Here is an 18,903-nt window from a genome sequence, read left to right as displayed (position 1 = left end):
ATCGGCTGGATCCCGTTCTACCTCGACCGCTGCGACCGGCACTACACCAACCAGAAGTGGCTACGCCGCGACTTCGGTGGCCGGCTGCCCAGCGAGGTGTTCCGCGAGCACTCCCTGGCCTGCTACGTCACCGACCCGACCTCGCTGAAGCTGCGCCGCGAGATCGGCATCGACAACATCGCCTGGGAGTGCGACTACCCGCATTCCGACTCGATCTGGCCGGACGCGCCCGAGTTCGTCCTCAACGAGCTGAACGGCGCCGGAGCGACCGACGAGGAGATCAACAAGATCACCTGGGAGAACGCCTGCCGGTTCTTCAACTGGGACCCGTTCGCCGAGATCCCCCGCGAGCGGGCCACCGTCGGCGCCCGGCGCGCCATCGCGACGGATGTCGACACCGCCATCCGCTCCCGCAAGGAATGGGCACGGCTTTACGCCGAGAAGCACCCCGGCTGACAGCGGATGCGGATCGTCGTCCAGGTCCCCTGAGCCATCCAGAGCTATCCGGCCATCCGGCCATCCGGCCATCCAGCTATCCCAGTGACGGGGGCGACGTGAGATACCGCAGGTTCGGAACAACCGGCGTCGAGGTCAGCAGCCAGTGCCTGGGCACGATGAACTTCGGCCGGCTCGGCAACGTCGATCCCGACGAGAGTGTCCGGGTGATCAGCCGGGCGCTGGACGCCGGCATCAACTTCATCGACACCGCCGACGTGTACTCCGGCGGCCAGGCCGAGCAGATCGTCGGGCAGGCGGTCGCCGGACGCCGGGACGACGTGGTCCTGGCGACCAAGTGCTACTTCCCCATGGGCGGCCGGCTCCAGCGGGGATCGTCGCGGCGATGGATCACGCAGGCCGTCGAGGGCAGTCTGCGTCGGCTGGGCACCGACCGCATCGACCTCTTCCAGATCCACAAGCTCGACTGGACCACCGATCTCGAGGAGACCCTGGGTGCGCTGACCGACCTCGTGCGCCAGGGCAAGGTCCTTTACCTGGGCTCGTCGTCGTTTCCCGCCGACTGGATCGTCGAGGCCCAGTGGGCGGCCGCCCGCCGCAACAGCGAACGGTTCGTCTGCGAACAGCCGCAGTACTCGATCTTCGCGCGGTCGATCGAGCGTTCGGTGCTGCCCGCCTGCCAGCGGCACCGCATGGCGGTCATCCCGTGGAGCCCGCTCGCCGGCGGCTGGCTGACCGGCAAGTACCAGCGCGGCCAGGAGCCCGCGAACGGCTCGCGGTACGACCCGACCAGCCCCTTCATGCAGGGCACGGTCAGCTCGGCCGCCGAGCGCGCCGACCCGGCCCGGTTCGACGCTGTGGATGCCCTGCGCACCGTCGCCGACCAGGCCGGCCTCACCCTGACCGAGCTGGCCATGGCGTTCGTCGCCAGCCATCCCGCGATCACCTCGACGATCATCGGGCCGAGGACGATGAAGCACCTCGAGGACGCGCTCGACGCAGCCGATGTCGACCTCGACAACGACGTGCTCGACGCCATCGACAAAATCGTGCCTCCCGGCACGGACCTTCCCGGGGTTGATCACTTCGTCCAGCACCCGTCCCTCCTGCCCACCGCCCGCAGGCGGCCGTCGGGCCTGGCGGTATAGCGGTCGAGGGGTACCTCAAGGTCGAAGCGGCCGGTGTGACGAACGTGGGCGATCTGGGAGCGGCATACCCGCGGGCGATCCGGCGGCCGTACCGTTTCCGGTCAGGCGGTCCGGGCGGGTCCGGGCGGTAGGCCTTTCGCGGCCGAGGACAGACGGACCGCCGAGCGGCCGTCCATACCGGATCACCGCCGGTCAGGCCGCGTTGCGGACGAGTTCAGCTGCCTGCTCCGGCCACCAGGCGCCGGCCTGCGGATTGCCTCGACCGCACTCCCCGTCGCTGGCTCCCGGCGTCTTGATCCAGAGAAACGCGTCGGCGAGCGGGTTTCCGGTATCAGTCGTCGGTGCCGGGCCGAGGCCACGGCCCGGTGGGTTGCACCAGGCGTTCTCGATGCCCGCGGCGGGCCCCCGGCCGTTGCGGGACGTGTCGACGACGAAGTGGCTGTTGCCGGTCAGGCCGGAGATGACGGTTCCGCGGGCCACCTCGTCCTCGGTGCGGTAGTAGTTGGAGACGTTGACCGCGAACCCGCGGGCGCGGGCGACGCCGGCCCGCCGGAGTCGTTCGGCGATGGCGGCCGGAGCGGTCCAACCGCAGTTCGTCCCGTCCAGGTACACGCTGGTGCCGCCCAGTCCGGCGTAGACGTCGACGGCGTCGTTCAGGAGCTGGTAACGCTCCTCCTGCAGGGCCGGGGAGAGGCTGTCGATCTGGCCGAGTGAGTCCGACTCCAGGATGACGACGGCATGGTTCGGACCGATGCCGACGGCCACCTGGCGGGTGAAGACCCGGTAGGAGGCGGCGTTCAGGGCGCCACCGGCGGAGAAGCCCGCGCCCGCGTCGCGGTGCGGGATCGCGTAGATCACGAAGACCGCGGTGGCACCGGCCGCGGCCGCGGCCTCGCTGCGCTGGCGCACCGCCGCCGTCACGTCGGGCAGCCAGTCTCCGACCCAGAAGGCGGTCGGTGTCCGTACGAGTGGCTCGATCAGATCGGCGTCGGCCGGGTCCGCCGCGGCCGCGCCGGCCGCCTGGCTCGCCGGGTCGGTGAAGAACGGCTGCCGCGGAGCCTGGCCCCACGGACCGCCTGCATCGGCCGCTTCGGCTGCTTCGGCTGCTTCGGCTGTGGCCGAAGCGGGCGCGCCCGAGGCACCCGAGGCACCCGAGACACCGCCGCAGGTGACCGACTGGCTGCCGGCGGCGTTGAGCAGCGTCGCGGTCGGCGGATGAGGTGCGCCCGCCGCCTCGGACCCGCAGGCGGCGAGCCCGGACAGGAGGAGAAGCGCCACCAGGAACCGGGCCCGTACCGGTCGGCTCACCGGACGTGCCATATCCAACGCCGTCCTCCGACCTTCATCCGACCGTCATCCGATGGCCTTCATCCGGCTCATCTCATTGAACCTGGACCCAGGTTGCCACCGATGGGGCACCGGCACCGTTGTCGACGAAAAGCATGTCAGGCGGCGAACCTGAGTATTCGCGCTCAGGGGCTCGCCGCGAAGGGCACTCTCTACTCGTTCGCGCACGATGACCTCGACGGGCACGAAAAGATCCGGCTATGGAGTGAAAGTTCCTTCTCCTCCCGGTAGAGGGGCGGAGGGCTCCCGCGTCACGTCGGAGTACCAGACGCCCAGGTCGGTCCGGTCACCGTCAACGGATGACACGTAGACGTGAATGCTGAATGTCGAGTTGTCCGCGGCGCGGGTCGCGAGGCAGTTCATTTCGGCGCCCATCTGGTTGGGAAGGTCGCCGGGGCAGTCCGCCGTGTACGTCCCTCCGCTGCCCGATCCCCGGTACACCGGGCCGATCTGGGCTTCGACCTCCTCCTCGGGCACCACCGGCCGGAGCGGCTCAGGGGATGTGGCACCATCCGCCGGCGGTGTGGCGGCGACACTTCCGGCGGGCGTCGCCGCCGGTGGCTCGGCGTCGCCGGCCGAGCCTGAGCAGGCGGTCACCGTGAGCACGGCGGCGGTCGCAGCCGCGATCGCCGCCGCCGCGCCGTACTCCCGCGCCCGGCGGCGTCCGGCCGCTTCATCGGCCCGATCACCCGCACCTGCGACGCGGGCGCGGGCGCGGGCGCGGGGCGACATTTGGCTAGGCGAGCGCGTCGAGGGCTCCGGCGGTGTCGAGGTCGACGTACGCGGCCGCGTAGCGTTGCGCGAGCGGGATGGACACCTCTGGTCGTTGCCATCCGTCGGCGGAGGCGGTGGCCATCCAGATGGCGAGGCCGTGGGCCACCGAGGCCCGGTAGCGGAGCCAGATGCCGTCGCGGGTCGGCAGTTCCTCGGCAGGCAGGTCCAGGGCGCGGTGGTATTCGTCGACCAGGTCGCTCTCGCACGCCCGACGGTCGTCGATGGTGAGTGCGCTCTGCACGAAATAGCCCAGGTCGATGACGTGATTTCCGCGGCGCAGCACCTGCCAGTCGAGGAAACCCGCCCGGTTTCCGGGAAGGGTGTAGGTGTTGCCAATGTGGGCATCGCCGTGCAGCAGGGTCTGGGGTCCGTCGGTCAGGGTGCCCACATAGCTGACCCACATCTGCTCGATCTGCGCGCCGGTGAGGGACCGGACCGCCGGTGGAACGGTTTCGGCGACCCTGCGCAGGCCGGTCTCGATGCCCTGCATTCCCTTCCACGCCGCGAAGGGCTGGACCCAGGCGAGGTCCTCCCGGTCGAGGCGACGCCCCCAGAAGGCACTGTGCAGCCGGGCAAGACTTCGGACGGCGTCGGCCGCCTGGTCGGGATTCATGGGTGTGGTCGCGTCTCGAGGCTCCGCGCCTCGGATGGTGACGTCCTCCATGACGAGAACGAAGTCGAGTGTCGGCTCGTCCATGAGGGCGCAGTACGCGGCCGGGTGCTCCAGCGGTAGCCGCACACCGGTACTGAACAGCCGGGTCTCGTTGAACAGTCCGCCGGTCATCGCGTTGAGCTTCGCGTGGGCCGGGTCGGCGGCTTTGACGAAGACAGCGGGCGGACCTTGTTCCCCGATGTAGGAGAGCGCGAAGCGGGCGCGCCGGTTGGTGCCGTCGTCCCGCAGCACGAGGTCCGCCGTACGGACCTTCACGCCGGGAAAGGCGGCGGCCAGGGCCGCGGTCATCCACTCCGCGGTGACGTCGTCCCAGTCTGCCGGTATGCGTAAGGCCGGAGGCGCGCCTTCCATCTCGGTCCCCTTTCGTGTGGACATCCGGTCGCAGGTCGCACAGCCGGGGCGGGAGAGCGAGCCTGATCGTCGGCGGACGCAGCATAGCGCAATTCGCGTTAGACATCACACGCGAATTGCCGCTCAGCCTCGATCGCCGTTCCCACCGCGGGAGGCACCCGTCGGGCCGCCCCCGGCAAGGCGGGCACGACACGACACGACACGAGGCAACTAGAGTCGCGTTCGGGAGCGGCGGTCAGCCGACCAGCGGCGCCGGCCCCCGCGACTCCGGTACGCAAGGATGGGTGACGATGTCGGACGGCCGGGCGGTCGGCACCTGTGAGTGACCCCGACAGCGGCGAGTCGGGCACGGCGGAAGAAATGGACGCACTCCCGCCGAAGCGGCGCCCGTACGAGAGCCCGACACGTCGCCAGCAGGCGGCCCAGACCCGTGATCGCATCGTCGCGGCCGGCGCCGAGATGGTCCACGGCTTCGCCAGCTGGGACTGGCGTGACCTGACGGTACGGGCGGTCGCGCGACGCGCCGGAGTCAGCGAGACCACCGTCTACCGGCACTTCGCCACTGACCGGCGGCTCCATGAGGCGGTGATGCGCCGCCTGGAGGAGGAGGCCGACATCGAGCTGGAAGACCTTCAGCTCGATACGTTCGACGACCTGATCCGGCGCATGTTCACCTATCTGGCGTCCTTCCCGATCAGTCCGCCGACACAGGACGACCCGACCTTCGCGGCGGCCGACGAACGCCGGCGAGCGGCGCTGATCGCCGCGGTGACCGAGTCCGCGGACGGCTGGTCGGACGAGGATCGCGAGACCGCCGCGGCGATGTTGGACGTGTTGTGGAGCGTGCCCTCCTTCGAGCGGCTGACCACGGTGTGGCACTTCGACGCCGACCGTGCCACGAACGCCGCCACCTGGCTCGTACGCCTCGTCCGAGCCGCCGTCCGGGAAGGGCTTGGCCCCAGTCGGTGACGTGACCCGTTCTGCGGGTGTCGCCCGTCCGGCGGGCGGTGCCGGGAGAAGATCTTCTGGCTTTGCCGTCAAGCCTGGCGTGGTGCCACAGGCACCAGGGACCGGTACCGGATGTCGAACGCCTCGCGAGCCACACCGGTGGTCGGCATCTCGTGGTGGATCCGACCGCGGACATCGTCTGACGTCGGAGCGACTCTGGACAAAGCGGATAACTCCGGGCAATTGATCGACGTCTCGCAACCTCCTTGCTTCAAGTCGACACAACTGCCACAAGTCCTGCGCAAATACGGCCTATAGTCGCCGATGGCTCCGTATCTGCGGATCCCGTGCAGCGTCGCACGCCCTGCGCTCCACCCGCGCAGAAGCTGTCACCCCCGGTGTGGACGGGCACCTGTGCTCGCATCGCGCACCCCTGACGCGAAGGTCAACGTGAGATCACATCTGTCTGTGCGTAAGCACGCCGCGGCAACAGCACTGGTCCTGGGCACCGCGCTGGCCGTGGCCTTCCCGGGCGCGGCACACGCCAACACGGTGGGCGTCACGGTGAAGACACCCGGGGCCACCAGCGGTCCCGCGAGTGCCAACTCCGAGATCTCCACCCACGCGGACTGCAGCAGCGGCCTGATCTCCGGCGGTGGGATCAACCAGGCCACCGGCAGCGGCAACGGCAACCATGTGAAGGGCACCTCACCCAGCTCCGACGGCACCACCGAATACACCGGTTCCACCGGGGTCGTCGGCACCGATGTAACGCACTGGCTCGGGATCGGCGGCAGCGGCGGCCAGGTCGACAGCGGCTTCTCCACCACGCCCTTCGCGGTGTGCTTCACCAGCAACCTGATCAACCACACCCAGGTCGTCATGAACAAGACCAACGCACCCACCACCGCGACGACGGTGGGCCTGGTCACCGCGACCTGCCCGGCGAACACGGTCCTGCTCGGCGGCGGCGCGCGCACCACCCCGGGCACCATCGGCAACTTCAAGCCGATCGCCAGCTTCCCCACCTTCAACAACTCCGCCCACAACTACGGCCAGAAAGCCGCGGCCGACGGCGAGACCAACCCCGATTCCTGGACCGCTGTCGGGTGGGCCAACGGCGCCAACAGCACCAACTACACCTATGCCTACGCGATCTGCAGCGGAAACAACATCAACGTCAGCGGCGTCACCGTGAAGGTCCGCTTCAGCGAGGCGAGCGGTCCGACCACGGCGAGCACCGGCCAGAAGGCAACCGTCGGCTGCTCCGGCGGGGACGGAAAACTGGTCAGTGGGGGCGCCGCCATCAGCGGAGGCAGCGTCACCACGACCAACTTCACCGGACCGGGCTCGGGCGGCGACCACCTCAACGAAAGCTTCCCCAGCGATTCGAGCGGCAACCCGGTCAGCGACGGGACCACCACGGCGGCGTACTGGACGGCCTTCACCCATACCGGGGGCTCAAGCTCGCCGAGCACCTATTCCGACGTCTGGGCGCTGTGCGCCGACGACGGAGTCTGAAGACACCTTCAGCCCCGGACGCCGCGCGGGCGGGCACGGCAGCGAGCACGGCCCGCCCGGTCCTGCGCCGGGTGAGGTGACGAAGGAAAGGGGCCCGGCGATACGCGGCCGGCGGCCGGCGGCCGGCAATGACGAAGCGCTGCCGCGTTCGCGGTGGCGGCCCGGCGTCGCGGTGGGACGGCGAGGCCGGGTCGGCAGGTTCTCGTGGTTCATGAATGTTTTACCAGAGGGGGATGATCGTCATACGAAATCGTCGCGTATTCGCGTGGTCTGTTTCAGTGCTGGGTGTTCTGCTGAGTATGACGCTGACCAGCTGCGTGCCGGAGTTTCCGGCGGGTGGCTCTCCGAAAAAAGCCTGCGGCAGCTCGGGTGTCCTCAACAAGAAGACCTGCACCTACAGTACGGTCGGTTCAGACACCTTCACCGTTCCCAGCGGCACAAAATGGGTCGAGATCACGGTTGTCGGCGCTCAGGGTGGTCATTACCACATCGCCGGTGACGACATTCACGGTGGCTCGCCGGTGGGCGATATCACCGGCCGTCCGGGTGGGGCCGGCGGCCGTGCGTACGGCGTGATATCGGGTCTGCCCTCGGGCCTGGTGCTGCAGGTCGATGTCGCCGGCAAGGGTATTGACGGCACGGCGGCGAGCCGATCTGGTGGAAAGAACAACGGGCCGTCGGGCGGGCAGGGCGCCGCGGGCGGGTTCGGCGGCTCCAACGGTGGTGTCGCGGGCGGCAAGGGTGACGCCGGCGGCGCTGCTGGCGGCACCTCGAGCAACAACGGTGGCAACGGTGCCGGCGGCGGCGGCTCCTCGGACGTACGGGTCGCTACTGGCGGCTGCGCAAAGTTGACGTGTGGCCTGTCGGCTCGAGCGCTGGTTGGAGCGGGCGGCGGCGGCGGTGGCGGCACCGGGGGCCAGGGCTATGCGCTCGGCGGGGCCGGTGGTGCCGGTGGCGGTGACGCCGGCGCCGCTGGTGGCGCCATCGTCGATGGCGGCCATCCGGGGACTCCTGGGGGCGGTGCAACCCAGACCGCGGGTGGGGCCGCGGGCCTCAACGCCGGGCGGCACGCGACTCCGCCTGCCCCCGAGCCCGACGATCCGCGTTTCGGCGGCGATGGCAGTGTCGGCGGCTCCGGGTCCGGTGGCGTCGGGGGCGCGGGAAACCAGCCCTGCCTGGGTGTCCACAACCCGCCCTGCAGGAACCCCGATGATCCGACCTCAGGCGGTGGCGCCGGTGGTGGCGGTGGCGGCGGCTACTTCGGCGGCGGTGGCGGCTCGGGTGGCGGAGGCCTCTCGATCGGCGGCGGCGGAGCGGGTGCCGGTGGTGGCGGAGGAAGCTCCTTCGCCGCATCCAACGCGAACATCAGCTCTGCCCTCCTGACCGCCGGCGTCAACACCGGAACCGTCAACAACGGAAACGGCCAGGTGATCATCACGTGGGGCAGCTCCAACGAGCCCAAGCCCACGCACCCGACCGAGCCGGAACCGACAACAACCCCGGAGCCGACTTCAAGCCCGGGACCGACAACCACGCCGACACCGGAACCGACAACGACGCCGACGTCGGAACCGACAACGGGGCCTGGTTCGAAGCCGGCGGCAGCCACCGCCTACGTGATCAACAACTTCGGTAACACGGTGACCCCGATCGACGTGGCCACCAATACCGCCGGTACCCCGATCCAGGTCGGTAAGACCCCGAGGGGAATCACGGTCACGCCTGACGGCAAGACCGTCTATGTGACGAACCGGTCCGACAACACGGTGACGCCTATCAATGCGGTCACCAACACCGCTGGTACCGCGATTCCGGTCGGTGAGTCACCGTTCGGGATCGCGGTGACTCCCGACGGCCGGACCGCGTACGTGGTGAACAATGTCGGCGACAGCGTGACGCCGATCGATGTCGCCACCAACACCCCCGGCCCCAACATCCCGGTCGGGGACAACGCGCACAGTGTCGCGATCACGCCCGACGGCAGGACCGCCTACGTCACCGACTCCGCCGATGGCATGGTGACGCCGATCGACGTGGCAACCAACACCACCGGCACCCCGATCCCCGCCGGGAACAACCCGCAGGGGATCGCGATCACGCCGGACGGCAGAACCGCGTACGTCACCGACAACGCCAATGCCGAGAGCGCCACCGTGACACCGATCGATGTGGCTACCAACACCCCCGGTACCCCCATCCAGGTCAGCGACCGCCCGGTCGGAATCGCGATCACGCCCGACGGCAAAACCGTGTACGTCACCAATGAGCGCGAAAACGTGGTGACGCCGATCGACGTGGCCACCAACACCCCCGGTGCCACCATCACCACCGGAGGAACCCTGCCGTTCGCGATCGCGATCACGCCGGACGGCGTGGCCGCCTACGCGGTCAACCGCGACAGCGACACGGTGACGCCGATCGATCTGGCCACCAAGGCCCCCGGCGCCCCCATCCCCGTGGGTGACCGGCCGGTGGGGATCGCGATCACCCCGGCACCGGTGTGTGGGAGCACCGGCGTGCTGTCCGGGACAACGACCCTGACCTGCACGTATCACTCCGTCGGATCGGACACCTTCCGGGTGCCCGCGGGAGTGGGCTCGGTCGAGGTCATCGTCACCGGCGCCCAGGGCGGGCACTACTTCATCGCCGGCGACGCCGCTCATGGCGGTTCGCCGGCCGGTGACATCACCGGACGTCCCGGCGGAAGCGGTGGCCAGGCATCCGGGACACTGACCGGCCTCGCGAGCGGCCAGGTCCTGCAGGTGGACGTGGCGGGTAAGGGCGCCAACGGCACCGGCGCCTCACGTTCGGGCGGAATGAGCAACGGCCCGTCCGGCGGTTCCGGCGCACTCGGCGGGTTCGGTGGGTCCACCGGCGGAGTGCCGGGCGGGCCTGGCGACGGTTCCGGTGCGAACGGCGGAACAGCCTTCAACGGCGGTAACGGTTCCGGCGGCGGCGGCTCCTCGGACGTCCGTCTGGCCACGGCGGGATGTGCCGCACTGACCTGTGACCTGTCCACCCGAATGCTGGTCGGCGCGGGCGGCGGCGGAGGAGGCGGCACCGGCGGCCAGGGCAACGCGCTCGGCGGGGCCGGCGGTTCCGGTGGCGGTGACGCCGGCGCCGACGGTGGGACCACGGTCGATGGTGGCAACGCCGGATTCTCCGGCAAGGGCGGCACCCAGACGGCCGGCGGCATCGGAGGGCTGAACGCCTGCCGGCACGGCGCTGGGAGTCCCCCGCCCAGCGATCCGCTGACCGATCCGCGCTGCGCCGGGGACGGCGCTGACGCCGCTGCCGGGGCCGGCGGGATCGGCGGGGCCGGCAACCTGCCCTGCAACGGGGTGTATGTCCCGCCCTGCCAGAACCCGACCGCCACCACTTCCGGCGGTGGCGCGGGCGGCGGCGGTGGTGGCGGTTACTTCGCTGGTGGCGGCGGCAGCGGTGGCGGCGGCGCCTTCGGCGGCGGTGGTGGTGCCGGCGGTGGCGGCGGTGGCGGGAGCTCGTTCGCCGCGTCGGACGTCGTGAACGCCATCCTGACCGCCGGAGTCAACTCAGGCACGGTCAACGACGGCAACGGTGCGGTCACGATCACCTGGACGCCTCCCAGCACCCCGGCTGCGGCTGCGGCTGCGGCGCCGACTACCGCTTCGGCTGCGGCTGTAACTCCGGCGGCGGTTGCGATCTCGACCGTCCCGCTGACCCCAGACCCCACTCCAACCCCAACCCCGACCCCGGTACCGACCCCCACACCGTCACTGGCCCCGAAGCCCTGACAGGACGAATGACAAACCCGCGGAGCGCGCGCAGGTAGCGCGCACGGGGCAGCGCAAACACCGCACTCGGCCGGTGATCGACTCGATCACCGGCCGAGTCGCGTTGACCCGTCACCCCGAGTCGCGCGCGACGTCCGGCCGGTGCGGAATGCTGGTTTCAGATTCGCTCGGGTCGCACGCGGGGTCGGGGCAGAATGGGGCTCGTGACCGATCGCTGGATCCAGCTCGACGGGTGTGTGAACGCGCGGGACCTCGGCGGGCTGCCGCTGGCGGGCGGCGGCCGGACCGCCCGCGGTGTGCTGTTCCGGACCGACACAGTGCAGCTGCTCAGCCTGGACGACATCCGGCGGCTGGTTGACGGTCTCGGCCTGCGCGCCGTGCTGGACCTGCGCACCCCGAGGGAGGCGGCGGCGGAAGGCCGTGGCCTGCTCGCCGAGACCGACGTGCGCTACCACAACCTGGCGTTCGTGCCGGACTCCTACCTGGTTCCCGGCGACCCGGAGCACAAGGTGATCGTCGAGCGCCGGTCGAAGCAGGAGATCGCCGACCACTACCTCGACTATCTGCTCCGGTCCGGCAGCGAGGCGCCGGATGCCATCCGGCTGCTCACCCGGCCGGTGGAGCTGCCGGCGCTGTTCCACTGCGCTGCCGGCAAGGACCGCACCGGGGTGCTCGCCGCGCTCGTCCTCGACATCGCGGGGGTGGAGCGGTCAGCGATCGTCGACGACTACGTCCTCACCAACGAGCGGCTGCCACTGATCGCGGAACGGCTCGCCTCACTGCCCACCTACAACAGCCGGCCGGCGGCCAGGCGGGACATCAGCTGCCGACCGGAGACCATGTGGACGTTCTTCGAGCGGCTCGACGACAAGTGGGGCGGCGCCACCGGCTGGGCCGCCGCCCACGGCATCACCGACCCCGAGCTGGACGTCCTGCGAACCCGGCTGCGCCCATGACCAGCCGGATCTGGCCCGTGGCAACCCCGCCCAGGTTCGCTCGAACCTGCCTGTCTTCGCCGAACCCGGGGATCCACCTGGCAACTCGCAAGAAGTGGGATTTTGGTTGCCCTCGCAGCCATAATCCTCATTTCTTGCTCAGAAGCAGCGACGGCGGGCTGCCGCCCGGGCTACCAACCACGAATATTCACCTCCCGTTTCATCCACCGATGAAGCACGCTTCCCTTCCCTTGCTTCCTGGCGGGCTTTCCGCCGGCGATACCCGCGACCGCAGGGGTGCGAAGGCAGAGCGGTCGCCGGAATCCCGGAATCAGCAACACGGCACCGTCGTGCCGCGACCTCTCACCTTGCTGCTACGCTCCGCGTGAGCGTTGCAACCACGGGGAAAGTCAGGTGGAGGTTGTCATGCCGTTGAAATCCTACGGAGTTCTCGCCGGCCGCGTTCGTGACCACCGCCGGGAGGGCGGCACGGACAGCCCGCATTACCAGATCCAGGTGGAGGCGGCCGGAACAATGTTCCGGGTGGCGGTCAACGTGCTGTCCTCCCAGGCCCCGGCGGAGCTTCTCTACACCGCCTCCGAGGACTTCACCCATCCGATCCTGCCCGGGCTGGCCGCCCTTCCCGACGGCTTCAACCCACTGGACAGCACACCGGGTGGGCTCGCGCTCGATTTCATTCGCGGCAACCTGTTCGACCGCACCAGCCTGCGAACACTGCCGTCGGACAAGCCCGGTCCCGACAACGACCTGGCGGACAAGCTCGACCACTACGTCCAACGCGCCGAGGCCGATTCGACCGCCCGGCTGTACGCCTTCGGGGAGCGCTGGGGCCCGGAACCCACCACCCCCGACAAGGTCTTCGGATTTCTTCCCGGGAACGGCGTCCACGACATCCACATGAACCAGGGCAACAGCCGCCAGTTCACCCGGGATGACGGTGTCTGGCAGGACGGTGGGCTCCTGCTCGCGTTTGCCGACCGATGGGTCGCGATCTTCCTCGCGTTCCAGAACCAGATGTGGCACACCCACGACAGCACCGGCCACACCCTGGTCGGCGTTCCGCCCGCAGGCCCGGCCGGCCACCCCGCCCCCGGCGAGCCCGACCGGCAGATCCGCATCATCGCCGCGCTGGTCAACCCGCTCGGTCCCGCCCCGGAGGCCGAAACCATCACACTGCTCAACACGACCGCCGAGCCGGTCGATCTGACCGGTTGGTCCCTGATCGACCGCGCCAGCCACCGCGCCAACCTGACCGGCCCGGTGCTTCCCCCCGGCGACGCGGCGCGGATCCCCGTCCCGGCACCGGTCGCGCTCGGCAACAGCGGCGGCACCATCACCCTGGTCAACGCGGACGGGCTGAAGGTCGACGGCGTCGCCTACACCACCGCCCCCGAAGGACGCACCCTCACGTTCTGACCAGTTGAACCGCTGCCGACAAGGAGCCTGACCGGTAATCGGCAGTCGTTGAGCCGACTGGTCGCGCGGGCCGGGTTTCCTGGACGCCGCCCGGCGCGCTGCCGCACGATCGGTCCGTGGCAGCCAGCGGAGTCGTGGTGCTCGCGGCCCAGGGCGATACCTGGGGGATCAGCGGCCCTACCTTCCTCAGGATCTACGGCTGGGCGTTGGTGGGAGTCGCTGGTCTTGTTTTTCTCATGCGGCAGCGGATGCTGAGCCGCGCCGATGGTTCTCCGGTTCATTCGAACAGCCAGCTGCACGGGGACTATGCCTATCTGACCGGCGGCCTGGAGCGGGCGGTGAACGTCGCAGTCGTCTCGCTGTGCGAACAGGGTTACCTGTGCCCGGCGCAGCCGCACGGGTGGCTTCAGGTCGCCCGGCGACCGGCCCCGGGGGTTGTTGGCCCGGTCGAGCAGATGGTGCTCGACCGGGTCGGCGCGATGGGAGCAGCACGGCCTTCTCAGCTGGTGAGCCGTCTCGCGAGAGACCCTCGGGTCGTGGCTGCGCATGGCCATCTGGCCGGGTTCGGGTTCGTCGCGTCACCGGAGCAGGTCCGAACAATCCGGGCACTGAACAGTTTCTTTCTCCCGCTGCTGGGAATCGGTCTGATCAGGCTGGTGTTCGGGGTTTCCCGGCACCGGCCGGTCGGCTTCCTCGTGGTCGAACTGGTGGCCACCGTGCTGCTGGTCGTCGTCGCCACCCTGCCATGGCGCAGCCCGTTGCTCACGTCAGCCGGCCATCGCGTGGTGCGCCAGGCTCGGGCCGACTTCGGCGGGCTGCGTTCGGGCGGCCTGCAGGGCGAGCGCGCACTGGCCGTGTCACTGTTCGGCCTGGCCGCACTGTGGGCGGCTGACCGGAACCTCGCCGGGTGGTTGGGGTTCGACCGGCCGCGGCGCGATGGCAGCGGCTTCGGCGGTGGCGGCAGCAGCGACGGCGGGTACATCGGTGGTGGTGGCTGTGGTGCCGGCCACGGTGGTGGTGGCGGCTGCGGTGGTGGTGGCGGCGGAGGCGGTGGCGGTGGCGGCTGCGGTGGGTGACGACCGTTCGGGACGAAAGCCATCCGGGCTGAGCCCAGGTCTGGGCGCCGGGTGGCGCCCGCCGCTGGCGAACGTGCTCGCGCAGCGCTCCGACCTGACGTTCGTCGAGGTCATCGCGGAGGCCGTGGACCCGCGGGCACCGCTGCCGGCTTCACTCGCCACCCTTGCCGGCCGGGGCGTCCCGATCGTTCCGCATGGAATCCGGCTGTCCCTGGGAAGCACGGAGCGTCCGCAGCCCGCTCGCGTCGCGCGCCTCGCCGCGGTGGCCCAGCGGTGCCAGGCGCCACTGGTCAGCGAGCATGTCGCAATGGTCCGCGCCGGCGGCCTCGAGGCGGGGCACCTGCTGCCGGTGCCACTGACCCGGCAGTCGCTCGACGTGGTGGTGGGCAACGTCCGGGCGGTCACCGCCGAGCTGGGTGTGCCGCTGGCGCTGGAACATCCGGCCTCTCTGCTGCGGTGGCCGGCGGACCATCTGCATCCGGCGGACTTCCTGACCGAGCTGGCCGAGCGGACCGACGCGCTGCTGGTCCTGGACGTGGCCAATCTCCACGCCGACCGGCACAACCACGGCCTCGACCCGGCTCGGTTCCTCGACCGGCTTCCCTGGGAGCGGATCGCCTACGTGCACGTGGCCGGCGGGGTCGAACACGACGGCCGCTACCACGACACCCACCGCCACCCCGTGCCCCCGGCGGTGCTGGACCTGCTGGCCGAGGCGGTCCACCGATGCCCGCACCGCCTCCCGGTCATGCTGGAACGCGACGGCGACTATCCCAGCGCCGCCGGGATGAACGCCGAGCTCGACGCCGTGGCGGGCGTCCTGTCAGTCGCGCCCGCGGCCCAGCCCGCGCCGCGGTTTGCCGACTCGTGCCGGACCGCGAAGCCGGCCGGCGGCTGGAACGCGGCCCCACAGGCGGATCTGGCTGCCGAGCAACCGGATCCGGCGGATGAACAGCGGGTCCCGGCGGCTGAGCAGCGCGACCTGGCGGCTGAGCAGCGCGACCTGGCGGTTGAGCAGCGCGACCTGGCGGTTGAGCAGCGCGACCTGGCGGTTGAGCAGGTTGATCTGGTGCGAGCGCTGGTCGCCGGCGGGCCTGACCCGGCCGCGTTTGATCCGGCCGGTCTCGCGGCCACTCGGGCGGCCCTGCTGGACAAGCGGACACGCGAGGTGGCAGCCGTGTGGCCGGCGCTTGCGCGGATCCCCGGCTTCGCTGACCGGTTCGCCCACTACGCGGCCGGCGCGCCACCGCGCGGCCCGGTCGCCGACGGGTGTGCCTTCGCCGAGTCCGTCCGCACCACGCTCGGCATCGTTGCCGTGGCCGAGCTCCTGACGCACACCCTGCCGAGACGGCCGTTCGCCGTACGGACCGGGCGTTCGGCCGACCGGCGTGCGGTTGCCGCCGTTCGGCTCCCGGGCGGTGCCTTTCGGTTGCTGAAGTTCCCCGCTCCACCGATCGACCCGGGCTCACGAAGCTCGCCGACCGGGCGGCGCCCGTGGACCAGGCCGGACCAGTCGGCGACCAATCCGATCCTGCCGAGATCTTGACTGGGCATGGAGGTTCGCGCTCCATGAACGTGGTCAGCACTCCGAGAGCCCGGTAGCCCGGCGGCTCTGTTTGTCGAGTCGCAAGAGTGAAGGATTTTGGTTGTTCCGACGACCAAAATCCTTCACTCTTGCGCACCGCCAGGCGAATCTGCGCCCCTTTTGCCCCGCTTGAGGTGAACTGCCGGTGCTGCGTGGCAGTGCGGGTGCGGTTCGCCTTCCGTCAGCATGGCTCCGCCAAGCCCATGCTGCTGGTCCGGATCCGCCGCGACTCAGGATTCTGCTACAAGCTCTACGGAAGCCGAAATCCTCGATTGTTGCTCGGAAGCGGTGGCGGTGGACGCGTCCGGTCGGGCGTCAGCAGTCGATGGCGTGCTCGGTGAGTTCGGCCCGCAGCTGGGTGAGGGTCGGGTTGTCCGGCCAGGTGCGGTCGTCCTCGACCTCGTGCCCGGAGCCGCGGGCGTCGCGGACCTCGTCGACGTCGAAGTAGTCGACGAGACCGCGGCCCGAGGAGCGCACGTCGTTCTCGAGTTCGACGTCGCAGGTCTGCGGGTCGGCGTCCGTGTTCACCAGGACATGCGCGTCGTAGGCGACGGTGCGCTTCTTCCCACCCTTGCGCTCGATGTCCGCGGACACGTGGACCTTGCCGTAGCCTTTCGTGCGCAGCTTCTCGGCGAACTTGTCCGCGTCGTTCTTGGAGCCGCAGGCCGTCAGACCGGTCAGCACGCTCGCGGTGAGCGCGAGGGCGATCCCGCCCCTGACCATGGGTGTCCGCTGCTGCCTGGTCATGTTTCCTCGTCCTGCCTTCCACCACGCAAGGTCGACACGTCTCGAGCAGAGGTCGACATGACCTGAGCCGGGTCGGTCCAGAATGACCCCTTCGCCGGGAAGGCACCCGTCTGTGTCATCTATTGGGCAGGCACCTCCGGCACAGACAGGCACCCCCGGGCAGGCACCGGCGTTGGTACGCACTGCCGGTCGTGACCTGCGCGAACCGAGTGAACCCGCCGCTCTCAGGACTGGACGGAGACCCTGAAGGCGCAGCCGGCCTCGGCGAGGTAAACCTTGTCAGGGCCGCCCGCGTTGAGCATGACCGGGCCGTCGCCCTTGTGTGCCGTGACGAAGTCGAGCGACCGACCGTCGATCGCACGCAGCGTGAGTTCGCAGTCCGTCGCGTCGCCGAAGTCGATCGGGTCGACCGAGATCCTCCCCGACGTGTCGAACACGGAGGTGTCCCCGCTGTAGGCCATCTGGAGGAAGGGGAGCCCGGTTCTGGCCGGGCTGTCGTCGGCGTTCACCAGGCAGCCGTCATTGTTGACGGTCCAGTGGAACACGCCGGTGTCCGCGACCTGGTAGGCCTTCCGGCTGTAGACCCCCTCGAACAGCTGGACGACGGCACCATCCGCGTCCAGCACCGTCACCGTGCAGCCTGTGTCGTCATTCCCCTCGATCTGGTCGTCGATGGTGATGCGCCACGGCTCGCTGGCTGTGAACTCGGCGGATTCGGCGGACTCGGCGGGGGACTCGGTGTCGTCGTTCTGAGTCAGGACGAGGCCGATGATCCCACCCACCGCAGCGATCAGCAGCACGGCCAGGACCGCGACGAGCCGGCGCGCACCGCCGGGTCCGCTGGGTCCGCTGGGTCCGGTTGCGGGCGGAGCGGCCGGCGGCACGCTCTCCCGTGCGGGCTGATCCGTCCGGGTCGCACGCACCGGGGTCGACAGTGGGGTGTCCGCCAGGTTTGCTTCGAGAACCCGGGTCACCGGGAAGGCGACGTCGCTGGGCACCAGCCCCACGAAAGCTTCATAAAGATCCACGGCGGTCGGCCGGCTCGCCGGATCACGAACCATCGCGGTCGTCACCAGATCACGCAGCGCAGGCGCGATCAGCTCGCGGTCGACTACGGGCTCCGCGACGGCGACCCTGGCCAGCACAACCTCCGGGCTGCCGGTGCCGAACGGCGCCTTTCCGCTCGCGGCATAGCAGAGCAGCGCGCCCCAGGCGAAGATATCCGCGGCGGCCGTGACCTCCTGGCCGGATATCTGCTCCGGCGAGTGCCATCCAGGGGTGCCGACGAAATGGCCGGTCGACGTCAGGGCGACCGTGTCGGTCACGGACGCGATGCCGAAGTCGATTACTTTCGGCCCGCTGGGCGTCCACAGCACGTTCGACGGCTTGAGGTCGCGGTGGACCAGGCCCGTCGTGTGGATCGAGAGCAGCGCCTCGGCGAGCCCCGCGGCCAGGACCAGCTGCGCGTCCGCGGCGAGTGGGCCGTCCGCCCGCACCTGCTCGGCCAGGTTGGGCGCGTCGAAGAACTCTGTCGCGAGCCACGGGCGGTCGGCGGTGAGCTCGAAGTCGACCAGCCGGGCCGTACGTGCGCCCCCCACCCGGAAACAGGCCTGGACCTCGCGCTGGAAGCGGCGGCGGAAATCCGCGTCATCGGCCAGCTCCGCACGGACGAGTTTGACCGCCACCCGCCCGAACGGACCTTCAGCGAGATAGACGACGCCCATGCCACCGGCGCCGAGCCGGCCCAGAACCCGGTGACGCCCAAGCACTTCGGGGTCGCCAGGCCGAGGCTCCTGAACGAGAACACCGGTCTCGGTCATCGTCGGTGGCGCTCCTCAGAAGTCCGGGCTACGACATATCGGGTCACGCGGCGCGCATACTCCACGCAGGCTGAATATGCCACGTGTGGGTCACCACCGGGCAGCCAGCCGGTGCGGCAGGCGGTCGCGCCACGAGTCGTACCCGGTCGGTCTCGCCGCGCTTCGGAGAAACGTCGATTGCCGCGGATTCACCGCGACCGGTCGCACGACAGGTAATAGGCACCCGGCGGCGACCGCCGGCACCCAACCCGGCATTGACATCTGTCGCGAGACGGATGTTCCTGTCCACCAGCGGTTCCGCGTCGGCGGCCA

At 70.0% G+C, this 18,903-nt stretch carries 14 protein-coding genes; 9 read left to right on the top strand and 5 right to left on the bottom strand.

The window, feature by feature from the left end:
• Nucleotides 1–456 (top strand): amidohydrolase family protein (locus AWX74_RS24970; RefSeq protein ID WP_165615773.1); only part of this gene is annotated, 456 nt, incomplete at its 5' end.
• A 98-nt stretch (nucleotides 457–554) separates the two neighbouring features.
• Complete coding sequence (locus tag AWX74_RS24965) at nucleotides 555–1,604, top strand: aldo/keto reductase (protein ID WP_091281634.1); 1,050 nt, start codon at nucleotides 555–557, stop codon at nucleotides 1,602–1,604.
• A gap of 192 nt (nucleotides 1,605–1,796) precedes the next feature.
• On the opposite strand, the gene AWX74_RS24960 is transcribed toward AWX74_RS24965, so the two are convergent.
• The 3 genes from AWX74_RS24960 to AWX74_RS24950 all read right to left on the bottom strand — a co-directional run bounded on the left by AWX74_RS24960 (nucleotide 1,797) and on the right by AWX74_RS24950 (nucleotide 4,749).
• Nucleotides 1,797–2,924 carry a glycoside hydrolase family 6 protein gene (locus AWX74_RS24960; protein WP_226931187.1) on the bottom strand — a complete coding sequence of 376 codons (1,128 nt, stop codon included), beginning with the start codon at nucleotides 2,922–2,924 and terminating at the stop codon, nucleotides 1,797–1,799.
• Between the two features lie 225 nt (nucleotides 2,925–3,149).
• Entirely contained in the window at nucleotides 3,150–3,683 is a 534-nt protein-coding gene (locus tag AWX74_RS24955) for a hypothetical protein (protein ID WP_091281627.1), read from the bottom strand.
• 4 nt (nucleotides 3,684–3,687) lie between these two features.
• Nucleotides 3,688–4,749 carry a phosphotransferase gene (locus AWX74_RS24950; protein WP_091281625.1) on the bottom strand — a complete coding sequence of 354 codons (1,062 nt, stop codon included), beginning with the start codon at nucleotides 4,747–4,749 and terminating at the stop codon, nucleotides 3,688–3,690.
• Nucleotides 4,750–5,067: 318 nt separating this feature from the next.
• On the opposite strand from AWX74_RS24950, the gene AWX74_RS24945 reads away from it, so the two are divergent.
• The 7 genes from AWX74_RS24945 to AWX74_RS41505 all read left to right on the top strand — a co-directional run bounded on the left by AWX74_RS24945 (nucleotide 5,068) and on the right by AWX74_RS41505 (nucleotide 15,985).
• Complete coding sequence (locus AWX74_RS24945) at nucleotides 5,068–5,718, top strand: TetR/AcrR family transcriptional regulator (RefSeq protein WP_091281621.1); 651 nt, start codon at nucleotides 5,068–5,070, stop codon at nucleotides 5,716–5,718.
• Between the two features lie 429 nt (nucleotides 5,719–6,147).
• Nucleotides 6,148–7,218: a hypothetical protein gene (locus AWX74_RS24940; RefSeq protein WP_091281705.1), complete on the top strand. Its 1,071-nt coding sequence runs from the start codon at nucleotides 6,148–6,150 to the stop codon at nucleotides 7,216–7,218.
• 299 nt (nucleotides 7,219–7,517) lie between these two features.
• Nucleotides 7,518–10,991: a beta-propeller fold lactonase family protein gene (locus tag AWX74_RS42130; RefSeq protein WP_278184654.1), complete on the top strand. Its 3,474-nt coding sequence runs from the start codon at nucleotides 7,518–7,520 to the stop codon at nucleotides 10,989–10,991.
• A gap of 203 nt (nucleotides 10,992–11,194) precedes the next feature.
• On the top strand, nucleotides 11,195–11,947 hold the full coding sequence (locus AWX74_RS24930; protein ID WP_242666400.1) for a tyrosine-protein phosphatase: 753 nt from the start codon (nucleotides 11,195–11,197) through the stop codon (nucleotides 11,945–11,947).
• A gap of 405 nt (nucleotides 11,948–12,352) precedes the next feature.
• The gene (locus AWX74_RS24925; RefSeq protein ID WP_091281612.1) at nucleotides 12,353–13,363 is read left to right on the top strand and encodes a DUF2278 family protein; all 1,011 of its coding nucleotides are present in this window, start codon (nucleotides 12,353–12,355) and stop codon (nucleotides 13,361–13,363) included.
• 116 nt (nucleotides 13,364–13,479) lie between these two features.
• Nucleotides 13,480–14,439 carry a TIGR04222 domain-containing membrane protein gene (locus tag AWX74_RS40865; protein ID WP_091281608.1) on the top strand — a complete coding sequence of 320 codons (960 nt, stop codon included), beginning with the start codon at nucleotides 13,480–13,482 and terminating at the stop codon, nucleotides 14,437–14,439.
• On the top strand, nucleotides 14,363–15,985 hold the full coding sequence (locus tag AWX74_RS41505) for an MbnB/TglH/ChrH family RiPP precursor modification enzyme (RefSeq protein WP_242666399.1): 1,623 nt from the start codon (nucleotides 14,363–14,365) through the stop codon (nucleotides 15,983–15,985). Before AWX74_RS40865 ends, AWX74_RS41505 begins: the two co-directional genes overlap by 77 nt.
• A 354-nt stretch (nucleotides 15,986–16,339) precedes the next feature.
• Here the strand turns inward: AWX74_RS41505 and AWX74_RS24910 are convergent, their stop codons facing one another.
• Together AWX74_RS24910 and AWX74_RS24905 are read right to left on the bottom strand one after the other, a co-directional pair.
• Nucleotides 16,340–16,771: a hypothetical protein gene (locus tag AWX74_RS24910; RefSeq protein WP_091281605.1), complete on the bottom strand. Its 432-nt coding sequence runs from the start codon at nucleotides 16,769–16,771 to the stop codon at nucleotides 16,340–16,342.
• Nucleotides 16,772–16,995: 224 nt separating this feature from the next.
• Complete coding sequence (locus AWX74_RS24905; RefSeq protein ID WP_091281603.1) at nucleotides 16,996–18,591, bottom strand: protein kinase domain-containing protein; 1,596 nt, start codon at nucleotides 18,589–18,591, stop codon at nucleotides 16,996–16,998.
• Between the last annotated feature and the right edge of the window lie 312 nt (nucleotides 18,592–18,903).

It is taken from the genome of Parafrankia irregularis (assembly GCF_001536285.1).
Taxonomy (GTDB): Bacteria; Actinomycetota; Actinomycetes; order Frankiales; family Frankiaceae; genus Parafrankia; species Parafrankia irregularis.
Note: the sequence above shows the minus strand (reverse complement) of the source record. Positions and strands in the feature narration are given on the sequence as shown.

Bases quoted from the DNA above. Each gene is read 5' to 3' on its own strand.
- AWX74_RS24960 (WP_226931187.1), bottom strand. From the start codon at position 2,924: ATGGCACGTCCGGTGAGCCGACCGGTACGGGCCCGGTTCCTGGTGGCG.
- AWX74_RS24955 (WP_091281627.1), bottom strand. From the start codon at position 3,683: ATGTCGCCCCGCGCCCGCGCCCGCGCCCGCGTCGCAGGTGCGGGTGAT.
- AWX74_RS24950 (WP_091281625.1), bottom strand. From the start codon at position 4,749: ATGGAAGGCGCGCCTCCGGCCTTACGCATACCGGCAGACTGGGACGAC.
- AWX74_RS42130 (WP_278184654.1), top strand. From the start codon at position 7,518: ATGACGCTGACCAGCTGCGTGCCGGAGTTTCCGGCGGGTGGCTCTCCG.
- AWX74_RS24925 (WP_091281612.1), top strand. From the start codon at position 12,353: ATGCCGTTGAAATCCTACGGAGTTCTCGCCGGCCGCGTTCGTGACCAC.
- AWX74_RS24910 (WP_091281605.1), bottom strand. From the start codon at position 16,771: ATGACCAGGCAGCAGCGGACACCCATGGTCAGGGGCGGGATCGCCCTC.
- AWX74_RS24905 (WP_091281603.1), bottom strand. From the start codon at position 18,591: ATGACCGAGACCGGTGTTCTCGTTCAGGAGCCTCGGCCTGGCGACCCC.